This is a genomic window from Rhizobium sp. SRI_017 (assembly GCF_057586295.1).
Genome location: NZ_JBYCZP010000019.1, coordinates 54,877 through 73,542, shown reverse-complemented (window position 1 = coordinate 73,542; position 18,666 = coordinate 54,877). Strand labels below are relative to the sequence as shown.

20 protein-coding genes are annotated in these 18,666 nt (G+C 62.5%); 6 read left to right on the top strand and 14 right to left on the bottom strand.

Annotated elements, in window-relative coordinates; all coding sequences use genetic code 11:
- Positions 1-147 precede the first annotated feature (147 nt).
- Genes AC2YI2_RS29465 through AC2YI2_RS29455 form a run of 3 tightly spaced genes read left to right on the top strand, consistent with a single transcriptional unit; the run spans position 148 to position 2,494 of the window.
- On the top strand, positions 148-942 hold the full coding sequence (locus AC2YI2_RS29465) for a DUF1295 domain-containing protein (RefSeq protein ID WP_487390101.1): 795 nt from the start codon (positions 148-150) through the stop codon (positions 940-942).
- Complete coding sequence (locus AC2YI2_RS29460; RefSeq protein WP_487390100.1) at positions 939-1,967, top strand: SAM-dependent methyltransferase; 1,029 nt, start codon at positions 939-941, stop codon at positions 1,965-1,967. The genes AC2YI2_RS29465 and AC2YI2_RS29460 overlap by 4 nt, the downstream gene beginning before the upstream one ends.
- Positions 1,967-2,494, top strand: coding sequence for a hypothetical protein (locus tag AC2YI2_RS29455; protein ID WP_487390099.1), 528 nt, complete (start codon positions 1,967-1,969; stop codon positions 2,492-2,494). Before AC2YI2_RS29460 ends, AC2YI2_RS29455 begins: the two co-directional genes overlap by 1 nt.
- A gap of 192 nt (positions 2,495-2,686) precedes the next feature.
- On the opposite strand, the gene recX is transcribed toward AC2YI2_RS29455, so the two are convergent.
- From recX to AC2YI2_RS29420, 7 genes are all read right to left on the bottom strand, one after another.
- A complete protein-coding gene (gene recX / locus AC2YI2_RS29450) occupies positions 2,687-3,268 on the bottom strand; it encodes a recombination regulator RecX (RefSeq protein ID WP_487390135.1) in 582 nt (193 codons plus the stop codon).
- Entirely contained in the window at positions 3,265-5,367 is a 2,103-nt protein-coding gene (locus AC2YI2_RS29445; protein ID WP_487390098.1) for an ATP-dependent helicase, read from the bottom strand. Before AC2YI2_RS29445 ends, recX begins: the two co-directional genes overlap by 4 nt.
- Before the next feature lie 341 nt (positions 5,368-5,708).
- On the bottom strand, positions 5,709-6,080 hold the full coding sequence (locus AC2YI2_RS29440) for a nitrile hydratase accessory protein (RefSeq protein WP_487390097.1): 372 nt from the start codon (positions 6,078-6,080) through the stop codon (positions 5,709-5,711).
- Positions 6,067-6,726, bottom strand: a complete 660-nt coding sequence (nthB, locus tag AC2YI2_RS29435; RefSeq protein ID WP_487390096.1) for a nitrile hydratase subunit beta — start codon at positions 6,724-6,726, stop codon at positions 6,067-6,069. Before nthB ends, AC2YI2_RS29440 begins: the two co-directional genes overlap by 14 nt.
- Entirely contained in the window at positions 6,723-7,358 is a 636-nt protein-coding gene (gene nthA, locus AC2YI2_RS29430) for a nitrile hydratase subunit alpha (protein ID WP_487390095.1), read from the bottom strand. The genes nthB and nthA overlap by 4 nt, the downstream gene beginning before the upstream one ends.
- Positions 7,359-7,617: 259 nt before the next feature.
- Positions 7,618-9,435 (bottom strand): methyl-accepting chemotaxis protein, encoded by a 1,818-nt coding sequence (locus AC2YI2_RS29425; protein ID WP_487390094.1) that lies wholly within the window; start codon positions 9,433-9,435, stop codon positions 7,618-7,620.
- A 109-nt stretch (positions 9,436-9,544) separates the two neighbouring features.
- Entirely contained in the window at positions 9,545-10,099 is a 555-nt protein-coding gene (locus tag AC2YI2_RS29420; protein WP_487390134.1) for a DUF922 domain-containing Zn-dependent protease, read from the bottom strand.
- Positions 10,100-10,412: 313 nt separating this feature from the next.
- On the opposite strand from AC2YI2_RS29420, the gene AC2YI2_RS29415 reads away from it, so the two are divergent.
- From AC2YI2_RS29415 to AC2YI2_RS29405, 3 genes are all read left to right on the top strand, one after another.
- On the top strand, positions 10,413-11,354 hold the full coding sequence (locus AC2YI2_RS29415) for a substrate-binding domain-containing protein (protein WP_487390093.1): 942 nt from the start codon (positions 10,413-10,415) through the stop codon (positions 11,352-11,354).
- A gap of 97 nt (positions 11,355-11,451) precedes the next feature.
- Positions 11,452-12,438 (top strand): ABC transporter permease, encoded by a 987-nt coding sequence (locus AC2YI2_RS29410; protein WP_487390092.1) that lies wholly within the window; start codon positions 11,452-11,454, stop codon positions 12,436-12,438.
- 2 nt (positions 12,439-12,440) lie between these two features.
- Positions 12,441-13,208, top strand: a complete 768-nt coding sequence (locus AC2YI2_RS29405; protein ID WP_487390091.1) for an ATP-binding cassette domain-containing protein — start codon at positions 12,441-12,443, stop codon at positions 13,206-13,208.
- A 21-nt stretch (positions 13,209-13,229) separates the two neighbouring features.
- On the opposite strand, the gene AC2YI2_RS29400 is transcribed toward AC2YI2_RS29405, so the two are convergent.
- The 7 genes from AC2YI2_RS29400 to AC2YI2_RS29370 form a co-directional block, all read right to left on the bottom strand.
- Positions 13,230-13,646 carry a GFA family protein gene (locus tag AC2YI2_RS29400; RefSeq protein ID WP_487390090.1) on the bottom strand — a complete coding sequence of 139 codons (417 nt, stop codon included), beginning with the start codon at positions 13,644-13,646 and terminating at the stop codon, positions 13,230-13,232.
- A gap of 43 nt (positions 13,647-13,689) precedes the next feature.
- Positions 13,690-14,154, bottom strand: coding sequence for an SRPBCC family protein (locus AC2YI2_RS29395; RefSeq protein ID WP_487390089.1), 465 nt, complete (start codon positions 14,152-14,154; stop codon positions 13,690-13,692).
- Positions 14,155-14,156: 2 nt separating this feature from the next.
- Complete coding sequence (locus AC2YI2_RS29390) at positions 14,157-14,471, bottom strand: ArsR/SmtB family transcription factor (RefSeq protein WP_487390088.1); 315 nt, start codon at positions 14,469-14,471, stop codon at positions 14,157-14,159.
- A gap of 121 nt (positions 14,472-14,592) precedes the next feature.
- Positions 14,593-15,609: a LacI family DNA-binding transcriptional regulator gene (locus AC2YI2_RS29385; RefSeq protein ID WP_487390087.1), complete on the bottom strand. Its 1,017-nt coding sequence runs from the start codon at positions 15,607-15,609 to the stop codon at positions 14,593-14,595.
- A 632-nt stretch (positions 15,610-16,241) separates the two neighbouring features.
- Entirely contained in the window at positions 16,242-16,658 is a 417-nt protein-coding gene (locus AC2YI2_RS29380; RefSeq protein ID WP_487390086.1) for a MarR family winged helix-turn-helix transcriptional regulator, read from the bottom strand.
- A 324-nt stretch (positions 16,659-16,982) separates the two neighbouring features.
- Entirely contained in the window at positions 16,983-17,414 is a 432-nt protein-coding gene (locus AC2YI2_RS29375; protein WP_487390085.1) for an RbsD/FucU family protein, read from the bottom strand.
- Complete coding sequence (locus tag AC2YI2_RS29370; RefSeq protein WP_487390084.1) at positions 17,414-18,640, bottom strand: ROK family transcriptional regulator; 1,227 nt, start codon at positions 18,638-18,640, stop codon at positions 17,414-17,416. The genes AC2YI2_RS29375 and AC2YI2_RS29370 overlap by 1 nt, the downstream gene beginning before the upstream one ends.
- Between the last annotated feature and the right edge of the window lie 26 nt (positions 18,641-18,666).

Genomic DNA, 18,666 nt, shown 5'->3' with positions numbered 1-18,666 from the left:
CGGGATGCATCAGGATACGGTGAAGGGTGGCGGAAAGTTTCGTTCGGATCAGAAGATTCAGAAAATTTTCATCTTTTACCTCCCGGACGAAACTGAAACGCCCCTCAGAACGTAGCAGTTACATTCGACTAAGTTGGTGAGACGATCATGGATGCGATGCTGCTCCTGCTGCTTGCAATCGGCCTCTCGGTCACGATGACCGGGGCATGGGCGATACAGCGCATGACAGGTGCCAGCGGCTGGATCGATACGATCTGGTCTGCCGCGGTCGGGCTCGCAGGCATGGCGGCTGCTGTGTTCGCCGAGGGCGATGGCGGGCGACGAACCGCAGTCTTTCTCGTCATTGCTATCTGGTCGCTTAGGCTCGGCTCGCACATTGCCGCGCGGACGCATGGCGGTGGCGAAGATCCGCGTTATGAAAAACTGATCGCGGAATGGGGTGCTGCGGCCAGCCAGCGGCTTTGGCTCTTCTTGCAAGTACAGGCGGTGGCTGCCTTCGTTCTGGTGCTGGCGGTCTACATGGCCGCCGCCAGTCCTCAAGCCTTTCCACGTCTTATCGATTTTCTGGCCATTATTGTCGCGGTTATCGCAATTGCGGGAGAAGCGATTTCCGACCGCCAGCTTTCCGCCTTCCGTAAGACGCCGGAGGCCAAGACGGGCGTGATGGAGCTCGGGTTTTGGCGCTATTCGCGGCACCCCAACTATTTCTTCGAATGGCTGTTCTGGTGTGCCTGGCCGCTGATGGCGGTCGGGATACCCCTCGGCTGGAGCTGGCTGGCCCTGCTCGCGCCGCTGCAGATGTACTGGCTGCTCGTGCACGTCTCCGGCATTCCGCCGCTCGAACAACATATGCTGGCCTCGCGCGGGGAAAAATTCCGCGCGCTGCAGGCCCGCGTCAACGCTTTCTTTCCGGGTCCACGCAAAGGGGAATTTTCGTCATGAACATGATCGCACTCGCCATCAATGCGGCCGAACGCGCGCCAGTGCCCGACAGCGTGACCCTCGCCGGTATCGACTTTCTCTGCGCCCGCACCAAGCGACGGCTGGCGGAGATGCCCGATGCGGTCGAGGAAACCTTCGCCCGGGCGATGACCGATTTTCCCGTCGCGACCCATACCGACGAGGCGAACCAGCAGCATTACGAAGTGCCGGCCGAGTTCTTCGCGCTGGTGCTGGGGCCGCAGCGGAAATATTCGAGCTGCCTCTATCCGACCGCGACGACGAGCCTGACCGAGGCGGAAACCTACGCCCTGGCCGCAACGGTGAAACATGCGCGCATCGAGGACGGCCAGACAATCCTCGAACTCGGCTGCGGCTGGGGATCGCTCTCGCTCTATCTCGCGCAATATTTCCCGACGGCCGCGATCACGTCGGTCTCAAACTCATCGTCCCAGCGCGAATATATTCAACAACAGGCCCGCAAGCGTGGACTGACCAATCTTTCCGTCATCACAGCCGACATGAACGACTTTGTCGCGCACAAGCGGTTCGACCGGATCGTGTCGATCGAGATGTTCGAGCACATGTCGAACTGGCGGACACTGCTCGAACGCACGCGCGGCTGGCTGAAGCCGGACGGGCGGCTTTTCCTGCATGTCTTCACCCATCGCGACCGCTCATACCGCTTCGACCCGTCTGATCCGGCGGACTGGATCGCGCATCACTTCTTCACCGGCGGCATCATGCCGGCCTTCGACCTGCCGCACCGGTTCCAGGACATTTATGGCGTCGAACAGGAATGGCGTTGGCCGGGCACGCATTACAAGAGGACAGCGCTCGACTGGCTCGCCAATTTCGACCGCGAGAGCAGCCGGATCGATCCGATCCTCAAGCGGGTCTATGGTGCGGATGCGGGATTGTGGCGCCGGCGCTGGCGGTTGTTCTTCCTCGCGACCGCCGGGCTGTTCGGTCATGACAATGGCGATGTCTGGGGTGTGGGCCACTATCTGCTGGCGCCAACCGCCTGATGGATGGGCAGACTGAGGCTGACGAGCTGACCCGGGCGAGCGTGACGGTCGCCTGGGTGATCCTGCTCAACAAGCCGTTCTATCCGCTCTATGTCTGGTGGCTGGTGGGGTCGGGCACGCAGGCATCGCTCGCCACGCTTGTTTCGGTGCCATTCTTTCTGCTGGTTCCGTTTCTCGCGCGACGGTCGCCGCTCTGGGCGCGGATAGCGCTGCCGCTGGTCGGCATGGTGGATACGCTGTTCGAGACGAAGCTGTTCGGCTACGGCTCGGGCACCGAGCTCTTCCTCGCGCCCTGCATCATGCTGGTGGCATTGTCGTTTAATGCGGTGGAGGCGTGGTGGCAGCGGGGCATGGCGGCGCTGCTGTTCGTGGCATTCATCGCGGCCCATGGCCGGCTGGGCGAGGCGCTGCATGTGTGGAATGCGGATGAGCTTCAAACGCTGTTTTCGATCAATGCCTTTGCTGTGGCGAGTCTGATGGCGTTTGTTGCGATCCGCTATGCGGGTGTTCGCGAGCGTCGCTTGTGAGTTGAACGACGCGGCTTGCACCCGCTTCTCCCCCAGCGGGGAGAAGTGCCGAACGTAGTGAGGCGATGAGGGGGTCTTCTGGCACGACCTTGGCGCTTCGCGCACCCCCTCATCCGACCCTTCGGGCCACCTTCTCCCTGCTGGGGAGAAGAGGGAGCAAAACGCACACGCCGTCTCACTTCACCGGCAGCATCAAACCCGCCGATCAGCCAAGATCTCCTCGGCATCCTCAAGGCTCATGTTGAAGACCTTCTTCGCCAGATCGAAGCCGAAGCCGCCTCGGGCGAAGGTCGCAAGTTCCTTGGACATGCGTTTCTCGTCGAGTTCCACCTTGCGGAACGGGCCGAAGGCGCGTTTGCGGGCCAGGACGACGGCGGCGTAGAGGTCATCCGTCTCCTCGAGAGCGGCGGCCGCTGTCTCGCGGGCGATACCCTTGTGGGCCAGCCGCTGGGCGATGGCGCGCTTCGAACGGCCGCTGCGTATGGAAGACCGCGTAGCCACTTCAGCATAGGACTTGTCGTCAAGGCCGCCCACCTCGTAACCAAACTTCACGGCAAACTCGGCGCAAGCACGGATCTGTGGCTCGCTGATGCCGTCGAATTTTTCCTTTGCCTTGCGGCGGATGGCATCGAAGAGCTGCTTTTCCGTCAGCATCTGGCGTCCGAGGCGGTAGATGGTTGAGTTCTTCGCCCAGCTCAGCATTCGCGGCGTGGGCACATCAGAGGTTTCGGCCGGCCGCGGCTCTTCATCAGGCAGAAACAGGTCCTGGCTCACCGCCACATGCCCCGCATGCGGGCGCCGACATCGACGCGCATCGACCGCGGAGCATTGGGGCCGGCGGCGGCGCCCGCCCTGCCCTTCGGCCAGCTCGTGACTTCGAAATACTGCAGAAGCGTCGCCGGGATGAAGCGGGTACGTGAGGCGTAGACATGCTTGTCGCCTTGCGCATGCTGGCCATGGACGAAGAAGCGCTGCGGGGTGATCAGGTTGAGATCGTCCTTGGCGCGGGTCATGGCGACATAGAGCAGCCTGCGCTCCTCCTCCAGTTCCGGCGTCGAGCCGGTGCCGAGATCGGAGGGGATGCAGCCATCGACGCAGTTCATCACGAAGACCGAGGTCCATTCCTGGCCCTTGGCCGAATGGATGGTGGAGAGGATGAGGTAATCCTCGTCGAGCAGCGGCACGCCGGCCTGGTCGCTGGTCGCTTCGGGCGGGTCGAGGGTGAGTTCGGTGAGGAAGCGCTCGCGCGAGGTGTAGCCCGAGGCGATCTGTTCGAGCTGGATCAGATCGGCCTTGCGGGTTTCGGCGTCTTCGTGGATGCGGTCGAGATGCGGCTCGTACCAGAGGCGGGCCTGCTCGATGTCCGTCGGCCAGCCGGCTCCATGGGCGATGGCCTGCATGACGTCGACGAAAGCCGGCCAGTCGGCGCCCGTGCGCGGCGGGGCGGCCATTTCGGCGAGCGCCGTGATCGGCATCGGGCTGTCGGCCATGGCGTCGAGCACCTTGGCCGCCGAGGACGGGCCGATGCCCGGAAGCATCTGCAGCAGGCGGAAGCCGGCGACGCGGTCGCGCGGGTTCTGGGCGAAGCGCAACAGCGCCAGCATGTCCTTGACATGGGCGCTGTCGAGGAATTTGAGGCCGCCGAACTTGACGAAGGGGATGTTGCGGCGGGTGAGCTCGATTTCCAGCGCGGCGCTGTGATGCGAGGCGCGGAACAGCACGGCCTGCTGCTTGAGAATGGTGCCGGCCTCGCGGTTCTCGAGGATCTGGTCGGCGATGAAGATTGCCTGGTCGGCCTCGTCGCGGACGGTGACGAGGCGCGGGCGGGCATCGGATTCGCGCTCGCTCCACAGGTTCTTGGTGAAGCGCTCGCGGGCGAGATCGATGACGGCATTGGCCGCCTGCAGGATCGGCTGGGTCGAGCGGTAGTTGCGGTCGAGGGTGACGATCTCGGCTTCCGGCGTAAACGCCTTGGGGAAATCGAGGATGTTGCGGACATCTGCCGCGCGGAAGGAGTAGATCGATTGGGCATCGTCGCCGACAACGGTCAGCCCCCTGCCCCCGGGCTTCATGGCAAGCAGGATCGAGGACTGCAGGCGGTTGGTGTCCTGGTATTCGTCGACCAGGACATGATCCCAGCGTTCGCCGATCTCGCGGGCCAGGACCGCGTCGCCCATGGTCTGGGCCCAGTAGAGCAGCAGGTCGTCGTAATCGAGCACGTTCTGGGCCTGCTTGGCCTCGACGTAAGCCGCGAAGAGCTCGCGCAACTGGCCGCCCCAGGAAGCGCACCAGGGGAAGGCAGAGCGCAGGACTTCGTCGAGCGGGGATTCGGAATTGACGGCGCGGGAATAGATGGCGAGGCAGGTGCCCTTGGTCGGGAAGCGGTTTTCCAGCTTGGAGAAGCCGAGTTCGTGGCGGGCGAGGTTCATCAGATCCGCGCTGTCCTCGCGGTCGTGGATGGTGAATTGCGGGTCCAAGCCAATCTCGGGCGCGTAATCACGCATCAGCCGGGCACCGATCGCATGGAAGGTTCCGGTCCAGGCGAGCGCGTCGGTCAGCACGCCGGCATTGGGACCCAGGACCTGGCGGCAGACGCGTTCGACGCGGCGGGCCATTTCGCCCGCGGCGCGGCGGGAGAAGGTGATGAGCAGGATGCGGCGCGGATCGGCGCCACCCACAATGAGGTGGGCGACACGGTGGGCGAGCGTGTTGGTCTTGCCCGAGCCTGCACCTGCGATGATCAGCAGCGGGCTCGCGTCGAGATGCTCGCCCGGGCCGCTGCCATGGGTAACGGCGCGGCGCTGAGCGTCGTTGAGTTTTTCGAGATAGGCAGGTTCGATGGCACTCTCGGCCAGGGGCCTTGCACTCTGCATTCCACGTTCCCACGATGCCGGGCGCCGCATGCCCGGAACATTTGATGAACCTAGGAGATTCGGCGGGGATTGGGAAGAGTAGGGTATGTAGGCGATAAAGACCCCGCCCCGAAACCCCTCCCCACAAGGGAGAGGGGCCAACTCGTGGCACCGGCTCGCATCACAATGAGCTTTTCAACAAGCCGCAACGTTGTTTGAGGGCAGACGGGGAGCCGCAGATTGGCCCCTCCCCCTTGTGGGGAGGGGCTTCGGGGCGGGGTTTTTCCGAGTTCCCCCACCGGCCAACGCAATGGCAGTCGAGCTCCCCACCTGTCCGGCATGGCGCCCACATTGTCACAACGTCAGCGCAGCGGATCGTTCGCGAGTTCGATCGGCATGCCGTGCGGCGTGGCTTCGGCGGCGCGCTGCCAGCTGTGTTGCAGGCCTAGGATGGTGGCGGCGTCAGCGATGCCCTTGCTTTCCAGCAGGCCGGAGAGGGCCTCGACCCAGCAGTCGTAATAGTCGTGACCATCAGGATCGCGGTGCGGGCGCTTGACCTCCGACGAGAGGGCCTCGGCCCATTCAGCCCAGGTGAACAGGCCGCGGTCGAAAAGATGGACAGTGAGCGCGAAGGCTTCCGCCTGCCAGGGTTCGGCGAAGACGGGGTCGCCTTCGTGGGAACGCGGCAGGCCGGGTGTGTCGCGGAGCGCCGAAGGGACCTCACAGGTGCTCAAGATAGCTCTCCCAGGCGTCGATCGAGATGGTGAGGCCGGGCGCGGCATCCTCGCCCCAGATCTCTGCGCCGTCAAAGACGACGGTGTAGACCCATTGCGGGTTCTCGCCCTTGCCATGCGCATTGTCGTCGGGGAAGACGAAGGAGCCCTGGACGGTTTCGACCATACCGGTCTTGCCCTTGGCATAGCGCGGCAGGCGGCTATGGCTGGTTGGGGAGAAATTGCGGGTGCGGATGCGGTCGCCAGGGGCGAATTTCGGGGCTGCCTCCACGGGCCTGTCGCAGGGGCCGCCCTTGGCGAGCACGCCGGGGACCATCTCGGCTTTCAGCACGCGCTTGGGGGCTGCGCCGTCATTCTTCTTGTGACCAGCGGCGATCTCATCCTGCGTGGCAAAGCCGTGGCGGTCGAGCAGGACTTCAAGCGCGCGGATCCAGATCTCGTAATAACTCGCCGAGAGATAGGCCGGCGGCGGGATGTTTTCGCGGGCATGCCTCGACTCATCGATCGTCCAGGCGCCGAAGGCACCGCAGGAGAGCACGACGCCCAGCGCACGCTTTTCCCATTCGGCGTGGAAATAAGGCTCGTTCGGTTCGGGCGCAACCGGGCCGAAGCCCATCTGGCCGCCGAGATCGTGCGGGCCGTTCATCGCGCGGTCTCCGGGGTTCTGGCGATCGAGGTTCCGATCATCGCGTCGCGACTGACGAGATCGGCCAGCGCCGCCTCGTCGAGGCCCTCGGTACCGTCAGGACGCTCGGGGATGACGATGTAGCGGAGCTCGGCCGTCGAGTCCCAGACGCGGATCTTCTTGTCCTCGGGCAGTTCGATGCCGAATTCGGCGATCACGCCGCGCGGATCGATGATGGCGCGGGACCGATAGGCCGGCGCCTTGTACCAGACCGGCGGCAGTCCGAGCACGGCCCAAGGATAGCAGGAGCAGAGCGTGCAGACCACGAGATTATGGGTGTCCGGCGCGTTGAACACCGCCCGCATATGCTCACCCTGGCGGCCGGCATAGCCGAGGCTGGCAATGGCCGCGGTGGCGTCGCGCTTCAGCCAGTCGGCGAATTCAGGATCGGACCAGGCCTTGGCGACGACACGGGCGCCGTTCTTCGGACCAACCTTGGTTTCGTAGGTCTCGACGATGGCGTCGATCGCGGCCGGGTCGATCAGGCCCTTCTCGGTGAGCACCGTTTCGAGCGCTTTCACCCGCGCCTGCATGTCGGTGTAGCGATTGTCATGGTCGTGGTCGTGGTCGTGGTCGTGATGGTGATCGCTCATGCGAGGCTCCCTGTTCGGGAGGATATTTAGAGCGGTGAGGCGAGGGTGCCAAGGGTGGAGTGGCCAAGATGGTCTTGTGGAGGTCAAGACCCCTCCCCATCCCTCCCCACAAGGGGGAGGGCTAACCCGTGGTGAAAGTCAGTGCCTCAAGCGGAGTTGAGACCAGTTGCGACGGCGACGATTGGCGTCGTCATCGCGGCAACTTAAATCCTCCCCCTTGTGGCGAGGATTTAGGAGGGGACTTTCTTGGGAATACAGCTCAAGCCGCCCGGCTGTAACCCTGCCGCCCCTGCGCGGCCGAGCGGAACGAGAACTTGGCGAGCAACTTGCGGAGCGTGTCGCTCTCGGTGACCAGCGTCTGGCTCGCAGCCGAGGTTTCCTCGACCATGGCGGCGTTCTTCTGCGTCATCTGGTCCATCTCGTTGACCGAGTGGTTGATCTCCTTCAAGCCGGTCGCCTGTTCGCGGGCGGCGGTGGTGATCTGGGCGACCTGGTCGTTAACCTGGTTGACCAGGCCCTCGATCTCGACCAGCGCCTCGCCAGTCGAGCGGACGAGGGCAACGCCGCCTTCGACTTCGGAGGCCGAGTTCTGGATCAGCGTCTTGATCTCGCGGGCGGCCGTGGCCGAGCGCTGGGCGAGTTCGCGGACTTCCTGAGCGACGACGGCAAAGCCGCGGCCGGCCTCACCGGCACGGGCGGCCTCGACGCCTGCATTGAGTGCGAGCAGGTTGGTCTGGAAGGCGATCTCGTCGATGACGGAGATGATCTGACCGATCCGGCTCGAGGACTCCTCGATGCGGCCCATGGCGGTGACGGCGTCGCGGACGATGGCGCCGGAGCGGCCGGCGCTGGTCTTGGTCTGTTCGACCATGCGGCTCGCCTCGGTGGCGCGGTCGGCGGCGGTCTGGACGGTCGCAGTGATCTCGGCGAGCGCGCCGGCGGTCTCTTCGAGCGAAGCCGCCTGCTGCTCGGTGCGGCGGGCCAGCATGTTGGTGGCATCGCCTATCGAGTCGGCGCTTTCGTTGACGACGGCGCTGGAGCCGGCAATCGCCTGGATGACGTCATGCAGCGACGCGGCGGCCGCATTGAAGTCGTCGCGCAGCTTGGCATAATTGTCGCCGATGTCGTCGAGCGTGACCGTCAGGTCGCCGGCGGCGAGCTTTTCGAGGCCCTGGCCGAGGCTGCGGATCGCATGATCCTGCTGTTCGGCGGTGGCGCGGGCACCCTCCTCGCGCTGGCGGCGCTCGCTTTCGATCGCCTGCTGCTGGCTCGCCTCGCGGCCGCGCATCTGGCGGCGCTCCTCGACGGAGTCGCGCAGCACGACGAGGGCCTTGGCCATATCGCCGGCCTCGTCATTGAAAACCTGGTCGGTGATCTCGACGCCCGACTGCTCCTCGGCAACTGCCGCCATCTGCGCCTTGACCCGGCCGAGCGGGCCGACGACGCTGCGGACGATCGCAAAGGCGATGCCGATGATGACAAGCGCGCCGGCCACGGTGGCGACGGCCGCCCAGAGAGCGTTCTGCCAGTAAAGTGCCGCTAGGTCATCGGCATAGACGCCGGTGCCGACGATCCAGCCCCAGGGCTCGAAGCCGACGACATGGGAATATTTGAGAACCGGCGCATCGGCGCCCGGCTTCGGCCAGTAATAGTCGACGAAGCCCTCGCCGCTTGCCTTGACCGTATTGACGAATTCGACAAACAGGAATTTGCCGTTCGGGTCCTTGTTCTGACTGAGGTCCTTGCCGTTCAGCTCCGGCTTGATCGGATGCATCACCATGGTGGGATGCATGTCGTTGATCCAGAAGTAGCCGCTGCCGCCATAGCGCATCGACGAAATCACGTCGGCAGCGGCCTTCTGCGCCTCTTCGCGCTTCATCGTGCCCGCGGTTTCGAGCGCATGGTATTTCTTGAAGATGGCGATGGCCGTCGCATCCATCTGCGCCAGCCCGGCCTTGCGCTCGGCTTCGAGTTCCGAGAAGGAGTAGTTGAGCGCAAACGTCATGACGCCTGCGAAGATGGCGATGGCCAATCCGACCAGCATGTAGAGACGGGCGGCGATGGAAAACTTGCGCATAGAACTCGAATCTCTCCAGGAACACCTGACGAATGTAAGTTCTGCGCGTTAACAGAAGGTAATTGCTAATTTAATCAAATATTACATAAGCTTGGACCGACGAAGCGCGTCAACCACCATTAACGAGCCGCAGGATAAGCTGGTGGATGTTGCCGCCGTCCCCCAGTTCGACGCGGTCGAAATCCCGGCTCTTTTGGCGTTGTTCGTGCGAGATCGCGGCAAGGCGGCGGGTGAGTTCCTGGCGAATCTTCTTGCAGTTCGGGTCGTTCTCGACCGTCAGCCCGACGCTGATGCGTTCGATTTCCTGCACCATGTCCTTGATCATTTGGCCATGCACTTTCTCATGATCGCGCACGCCTGTGATGAACAGGTCCCAATTGCTTCGGACATTGCCAGTGAGGCGCGAGGCGGGCTTCGGCAAGGTGTAGGTGATGGTCAGCTTTGGCTTTGCGCTTGCCAGGACACAGCCACCATTGCGGAGCTGGTAGTCGCGCGTCCAGGTCAGCTTGAAGGTCGTATGCGCGATCGTCCGCGTCAGCCCGCCGACCTCGGGACCACGCTCGCCAATCGAGGCATAGAGCTCCGGCCCGGTCGTGCCCTGGATCCGATAGGGCTGCTCGCGCTCCACTGCCTTCCACTCGGCCGCGAGCGCCGGCGCGGCCATCAGAACAGCTGCGACGAGCCCGCCCGCCGTGACACTCAACCGCAATGAAATCTCCTGCCCTCGCCGTACTTTGCGGCGCAGACTAGGGAAATTTCCGCTCGGCTTCAACATGGCATGGTGGGCTCAAGGGAATCCGCTTGACATCACCGACTGATGGGATTTACCTCGTAATTGTCAATTTGAGGCCTCAATATTAACCTCATTTTGAGGCGATTGGCTGGAATTGGGGTTGAGGAGCCCGGATTTGCCACAAAAGCCGGATCGCTGACCGAGGAGGATATGCCGGGAACCGGCATCACAGGAGGAGACCAGCATGCTCAGACGGACGTTTCTCGGCCTAGCGGCCGCTGCCACGATGGCAGTTGGCGCTTTCTCACCGGCATTGGCCGCCGGCAAGACATTCTACTGGATTTCGCATGGCGCACCGACCGACCCGGTCTGGACCTACTTCCTGGCCGGCGCCAAGCAGTGGGAAAGCGACACCGGCAACACGGTCAACACCTCATTCCATTCGGGCGACGTGCCGTCGCACCAGGAAGCGGTGCGCGCAGCGATCGCCGCCAAGGCTGACGGCATCGTGACCTCGAGCCCGGATCCGGGCAGCCTGGTGAAAGTGGTGCAGGAAGCGCGTGATGCCGGCATTCCCGTCATCAACATCAACACGCCCGACCCGACCGTGAACTTCAATGCCTATGTCGGCATGGACCTGCAGAAGGCGGGCGCCGCCTGGGCACAGTATCTCGTCGACAAGAAGCTGGTGAAGGAAGGCGATTTCGTCTGGATGCCGGTCGAAGTGCCGGGCGCCACCTATGGCGTACAGGAAGAAGAGGGTATTGCCACCGTCTTCAAGCCGCTCAACATCACCTGGGAAGTGACCGATACGACGCTCGACCAGGGTGAAATCATCAACCGCATGAGCGACTACCTCACCGCCAACCGCGGCAAGATCAAGGCGATCATCGGGCTCGGCGACCTTGTCACCGGTTCCGTCGCCCGCGTCTTCAACCAGGTCGGCGTCAAGGCCGGCGAAATCCCGGCCGTCGGCTGGGGCAATTCGCAGGACACGACGCAGGAAGTGATGGACGGCTTCGTCAACGCCGCCATGTGGCAGGATCCGCAGGCCACCAGCTATATCGGCCTGTCGATGGCCGCCATGGCTGCCGCCAAGGTGCCGCCGGGCTTCAACGTCTATGTCGGCACACTCTATGAAAAGGACACCGCCCAGCTCTATCACGACATCATGGGCGCCAAGTGATCTCCTGAACTCACCGCCCGGCCATTCTCTGAATATCGAGGGCGGCCGGGCGTTTCCATAGCGCTGACTGCCCCATGGCCCGGACTGGCGGACACACATGCAAAATCGCACCTTTCTGCAGCGCTTCATCAGCGCGCCCGAATTCGGACCGCTGGTCCTGCTGATCGTCGAGCTGGCGATCTTCACCGTGGTCAACCCGACCTTCATGTCGGGGCTGAACATTTCCAACATCCTGACATTCACTGTCGAGCTCGGCCTGATCGCCCTGGCCATGACGCTGCTGATGACGGCCGGGGAGTTCGATCTTTCCGTGGGGTCCGTGTTCGGCTTTTCGGCCGTGATCATGTGGGCCCTGTTCAACGCCGACCTGATGCCGATGTGGGCGGCCTTTCTGGTCGCCATTGCCATTGCCATGTTCATCGGCTGGGTCAACGGATGGTTCGTGACGCAACTCAACATCCCATCGTTCCTGGTCACGCTCGGCATGCTTCTGGTCGTGCGTGGTTCGGCGCTCTACATCACATCAGGCTTTCCGCAGCGGACATGGAGCGCCGAAGGCGCCTGGCTGGCCGACGTGCTGGTTGGCGAGTTCACGATCAATGGCTTCCGCGTTTATATGTCCGTCTTCTGGTTCGCGCTGTTTGCGATCGGGACGCATTACGTGCTGACCCAGACGCGGGCCGGCAACTGGATCCAGGCGTCCGGCGGCAACGCCAATGCCGCCCGCGCACGCGGCGTCAACGTCAACCGCACCAAGGTGCTGCTCTTCATGTTCTCGGCGGCGATGGCGGCCTTTGCCGGCATCATATCGTCGATCCGGACCTCGGCTGCCAATCCCAACAGCGGTACCGGCTACGAGCTTGAAGTCATCGCCATGGTGGTGATCGGCGGCACGGTTCTCACCGGCGGTCGTGGCACGATCATCGGCACGGTGCTCGGCATCTTCATCCTGCGCGCCATGCGCAACGGCATCGTGCTGATCGGGGTGCCGGGGCTGGCCTATAACATCTTCATCGGCGCGATCATTCTCGGCATGATGGCTCTCCATTCCTGGCTCGAACGCCGACACAATGCAGGAACCTGACCATGGCAGACGAACTGGTCCGGATGGACAATATAAATAAGTTCTATGGTCGCGTGCATGCGCTCCGGGACGTTAGCCTTACCGTGAACCACAACGAGGTGGTCGGGCTTCTGGGGGACAACGGCGCCGGCAAGTCGACGCTGATCAAGGTGCTTTCGGGCGCCGTGCCGGTGACCTCGGGCGACATTTTCGTCAAGGGCAAGCGGATCGAGATGCACTCGACCACCGATGCCATCGCCAACGGCATCGAGACGATCTACCAGGATTCGGCGCTGGTGCCGCAGTTGTCGATTGCGCGAAACCTGTTCCTGGGCCGCGAGCCCCTGAAAGGCCCGAGTTTCCTCAATCGCATGGATCATGAGGCGATGAACGCGGTCGCGCGCGACCTGCTCAAGAAGGTCGGCATCACCAAGGACATTCCGCCGAACACCCCGATCGGATCGCTCTCCGGCGGCGAGCGGCAGGCCGTGGCGATCGCCCGCGCCATGCATTTCGACTCGGACCTCATCATCCTCGACGAACCGACCAACAATCTCGGCGTGGCGGAAACCAAGGGGGTGCTGAACTTCGTGCGCGAGGCGCGCGACACCGGTCATTCCTGCATCTTCATCGCCCACAACATCCACCACGTCTTCCAGGTGGTGAGCCGCATCATCGTCATGCGCCGCGGCAAGATCGTCGCCGACGATATCGATCCGAAAAAGACGACGATCGAGGAGGTCGAGCGCGTGATTACCGGCGAGGAGATATTGGAGGCGGTGGAGGGCTGAGTTCCACCGACCTCGTCCCAATCATCCCGTCGGCATCCGTTCGAACTTCTGCAGCGTGGGATCCATCTTGTCCCATTCATGGCCGCGAATGGCATAGGTGACCACCTGAGGCTTGAAGAGGCCGGGGTCGTCAAGGCTGGCTGCGTTGACCGCGATGAAATCCGGCATGGCGACGAAGGTCAGGTAGACCGGCGCTCCGCAGGTCGGGCAGAAGGCGTGGATCTTTTCGTTGCCGCTGTCGCCCGCGACCCGCCAGGTGCTTGCTTCACCTGATATCTTCATGTCGGCGCGCCCGGGGAAAGTCAGATAGGAGCCGTGACCCGTGCCGCTCAGCTTCTGGCATTCACGGCATTGGCAGTGGTTCTCGAAGATCGGCTCCCGGCTCGTTTCGTAGCGGATGGCGCCACATGCGCAGCCGCCAATATAGGACCTGGCCATGTCGGCCTCCTCTCAATGATCTGGATTCGACGTCGATAGGGGGTCAGGCTGCTTTCGGCTTGGCGAAAATGTCGAGGCCCTTGCCGGTTTCGAGGAAAGATTTCATGCTGGAAAGCACGATCGGCCAGCCCTTGGTGACGCCGTTCGCCATGCCGCTGCCGACGACGAGGTCGTCATGGGTGACGGTCAGCTTCACCATGTCGTTGAATTCCTCGATCCCGAAGGTCACCCGGCTATAGGCTTCCGGGTCTTCGGACTGGGACTGATTGGCCCAGCTGATGACCAGCCTAGATGGCGGCGAGATCTCGATCACCTTGCCGACGAGTTCGACCGTGCGGTCGTCATTGGCTTTGACATGTTCCCATTTCGAGCCCTGCCGCCAGTCGGAGACATTCTCGTGGCCCCAGTAGCGCTTGGCGATATCGGGTTTGGTAATGGCCTCGAACACCTTTTCGGGTGTCGAGAGAATGTAGGTCACGTAAACAAAGCTGGTCATCTCCTTGGCCATCGTCATTCTCCTTCGAGTTCTCTTTTCAGGTCGTGCAGCAGGCCGAGCCGCTGATGTTCGAATTTCTTGATCCACCGCTCGTAGACTTCGTAAAGCGGCACGGGGTTGATGAAATGAAGCTTTTCCCGGCCACGCCTGACGGTGCTCACGAGATTGGCGTCTTCCAGTATTCCGAGATGCTGCGTGGCCGATTGCCGGGCCATGTCCAGGTTTTCGCAAAGCTCACCCAGCGACTGCCCGTTCCTCTCGCTGAGGAGGTCGAGCAGCATTCTGCGTGTCGGATCGGCCAGCGCCTTGAAAACCTTGTCAGTGTCCATCGTCTCACTCATTGCAGATATAATAGGCAGGTAAATACCTGCATGTCAAGCGCAGGTATTTACCTGCCTACAAGAGCCGTTAGCCCGAACAGAGCGGGGTGACCCCCGCGACCGAAAGCGGTCAGATCTCGCTTGGGATGTTTTCGGGAAAAACCGACTGGATGCGCACAGTGGTCTGCGGGATGTCAGTCTCGCCGTTGATGGCGCGGACGAGGCGGTCGATGGCATCTCGGGCCTCGACGCGGGCATTCTGGTCGATCACGGCGTCCATGACGCCGTCGAGCAGGTAGGCGCGAGTATAGTCCGTCAAGTCATGGCCGATGAAGACGACCGATTGTGCCCGGCCCTTTTCGATCAGTGCGCGGCCGATGCCTTCACCGCCGGCGCCGATGCAATAGATGGCGAGCAGGTCGGGATAGCGGTCGAGCAGCGTTCGGACTTCCTCATAGGCGCGATCGGGATCCTCACGCACCTCGGGCGGCGCGACGATCTCCATATCAGGGAAACGTTCGCGGAGAATGTGGCGGAAGCCCATCTCGCGTTCCTCATGGCCGCGATAGGCGAGCGCGCCGGCGATCAGCGCCACCTTGCCCTTGGCGCCGGGCAGGAAACGGCCGATGAGATAGCCGGCAAGGCGTCCGGCGGCGCGGTTGTCTATGCCGACATAGGAGACGCGGCCGACATGACTGATGTCGGAGACCAGCGTCAGCACGGTGACGCCTCCGGCAATCAGGCGGCGGACGGATTCGCGCACCAACGGACTGTCGAGGCCGATCAGGCCAACGCCGTTGGACTTTTCCTTGAGGCTGTCGAGGGTCGCCGCAATCTGTTCCGGCTCGATCGCCTCGAAGCGGTGGATATGGACATCGACATCACCGCGCTGAGCGGCCTGACGTTCGAGATGATGGGCGAGATCGGCGATGAAGGCATTGCGGCCGCCCGGCAGCGCGAAATCGAGCCGGAGGCGGCGCGCGGCGCCCTGGACGCTTTCGCCCGAGAGGCTCTCCATCACCTTGATCACATGAAGGCGCGTATGCTGCTGGACGCCGTCCCTGTTGTTGAGAACACGATCGACGGTGGCCTTGGACACACCTGCGATGCGGGCGATCTGCTCGAGCTTCGGACGGCTGGTCTTCACATAGTGCCCCGGCTGACAGGCGCAGGATCGCGCCCGGAAAACATCAAAATGAGGTTTATCCGGAAAAAGACAGGAATACCAGATGCCTGGCTGCCAGCCTTGAAAGCGCAATCCATCGCTTCGAGAGCAGGGATGCTCGCCGAATTCGATGGCCCAGGATGTCGAAGGAGAAAATGCGGAGAGGAATGCGGTGGCGGGTGGAGTCACCCGCCACGGATCATCAGCGGCAAGACATCGTGTAGCTGCAAGGGAACGCGGTCGGATTCTCGCGTGTCGAAAGCTCGAAGGCAGACGCGCCAAAGGTTGTTGCCACCATGGCAATGAGGAGGAAGTAGATCGGTTTCATGTTACGTAAGTCCCTAGTCACATATCGAGACAGAATCGCACGCCGCCGCTGTCCCGGTTGAAGCCGTCATCATGGAGGCGCATGTCGAAAGTGTGACAATCGCGAACAGAACGTAGGCGAAAATCTTCGTCATGGTTAACCCCCGGTAAACGACTGGCGCATGTGGCAAAATTGCCTTGGGCGCCTCATCGCACGGGACCGGATTTGCGGCAGTCACTTTTGTAACAGGGCCATAATGGGGGAAGGCTGCACAGAGCTTTCGAGGCTGGATTCGGCCTTTCAACGCTCAAAGCTTGCGGGCGTTGTCGATGGCCCAGCGGATATATTCGAGCATCAGCTCTTTTTCGAAGCGGCGGAAGCCCTTGAAGAGCTCCTGGTCGGCGTCGCGCGCAGCCGCAAGGGCCGGCTCCTCGATCGCCCTGGCACGAGCGGTCAGGTAAATGCAGGTGGCGCGCCGATCCTTGGGATGTGGCTGGCGCAGGATCAGACCGTCGCGTTCCATGCGCGACAGCGTGTTGGCAAGTGTCGCCTGTTCGATATCGAGCCGATCGAGCAGTTCGCGCTGGGTGATGCCGTCTTCATTCCACAATTCGACCAGGACGGGGAACTGGCCTGGCAGGAAGCCGAGTGCATTCGCGCGGGTTGCGAGCGACTTCGAAAAGCCCTTCGCAAGCAACGTGGAAAGATAGGCGGCTGATTCCATGCGGTCAAAATTCATTTGTGCCGAATTAAGACAGAAATCAGTGGTTTCACAAGACGAAAACACACTACTCCCCAGGACAGCCCAAGAAAAAGCCGGCCTTGAGCCATTTGAGCTCAAATAACCGGCGGACAATTCGCTTGCAGGGAAGCAGGCAAGGGCCCGGAGAGGGGGAATAGGCCCTTGCCCGCACTTCTTGCTGACACGGGCGGGGGACGGAGCCGCGGTCAGCTATGGTGACCTCGTCAGGAACACCAGCAATAGAGATATGTTGTCGGCAACATGGATCTTCAAGATGATGCAACATTACAAATTTGCAATCGCGGATCACAGGCGAGTGATCACGCCTTTTCGCAGGATGATGTTGCCATAGAGCGCCGGTTCCGACGTCTGTACGATGGTATGGCTGGTGCGGACGCGGGCGTAAAACAGCTCCGGTGCGAGCGGAACGACCGGCCGATCCGGCTCCCAGCGTCGGCAGATGTCGATCATCTTCTGGTGAACAGGATCGGGAATATCGGGGCGATCCGGAACCACGGCGCGAAAGATCGCATGATCCACGGCATGATCGATGGGCAGGACCGAGAGCACGGCATCGAGCACCTGTGCGACAGTGAGACCATCGGCCCGTACCAGCCTCCGGGCATGCTCCTCGCCCGGATAGTTGCCGTCCACCAGTGCGATCTCGTCGCCGTGACCCATCGACCGCAATGTCGACAGCAGCGCGGGGCTCAGAACGGGATCGAGACCTTTCAGCATTATGCCATTTCCTTGAACAATACGCTTTGATCAATGTGATAGCGCGAGAAGAGCGGCAGGCTTGCCGCCCCGATGGCGCGCGCGGCGGAGCCGACCAGACCCTCTTCCACGACTGGCGTTTCAATACCCTGCAGATTGAGGCCGGCAAGTTCGCGGCGCGCCACCGCCGTCACCGCCCGGCGGATCTCGGCCGAGAAACCGCCATCGATGATCACGGCTTCGAAATCGATCACCGAACACACGGTGGCGATGGCGAGTGCCAATGCCCGGCCGGTCCGCTCGATCCAGAGCTTGGCGATATCGCCGAAATCATCCCATTTCTCAGGCGTCAGCCAGATTGATGACGGATTGCGTCCGGCCTCAAGCAGCATTTTTTCGAGAAGAACAACGGAGGCGTGATCGATGAGTTGGTCATGTCCGCCTTCTTTCGCGGGAAAGGGCATGGAACCGAAGGCGCCTGCATTGCCGGTCCGGCCGGGATAGAGCGCATGGTTGAGCACCACGCCGCCGCCAATGAAAGAGCCCAGAAAGAAATAGGCGAAATCCGAGAAGCGCGGACCATGGCCAAAGGCGAGCTCGGCAGCACAGGCCGCCGTGGCGTCGTTCTGCAGCAGCACGGGAAAAGGCAGACGCTCGGCCAGCAGCGCGGCGATATCGGCATGGCGCCACGCGTCCATATCCGCCATCGGCGCACCGACCTCTTCCACCCAATTCCAGAGCTCGAAGGGCAGCGCGACGCCAAGCCCGGCGATCCGGCCGCGGTCAGCGGGACTCATATCTGCCAGGACCTTGGACACGCTGGCTTCCACGAAAGCAAGCACGCCCGCCGGAGTCGGATAGCGATAGGCCTCGTGCAGCTGGAAACGGACGCGGCCGGTGAAATCCAATAGGATGAGATCGGCACTGCGGCGGCCGATCTTGAGGCCGAGAGACAGCACGCCATCGGGATTGAGGCTCATGGGGATCGAGGGCTGGCCAACACGGCCGCGCTGGGGACTGCCGCGTGTCAGCAAGCCATCCTTTTCGAGCGCACGCATGATGACGGAAACCGTCTGTGCGGAAAGGCCGGTGCGACGGGCGATCTCGGCTTTCGATAGCGAGCCATGCCGGCGCACGAGCGACAGGACCAGCCGCTCATTGTAGGCACGCACACGCGTCTGGTTGGCCCCGCCCATGGGATCGACGATCCCGGCGGCGATTTCCTGGTCAGCTTCGATATTGGCCATTGCCCTTTCTCCTCCCGGGCATTGGT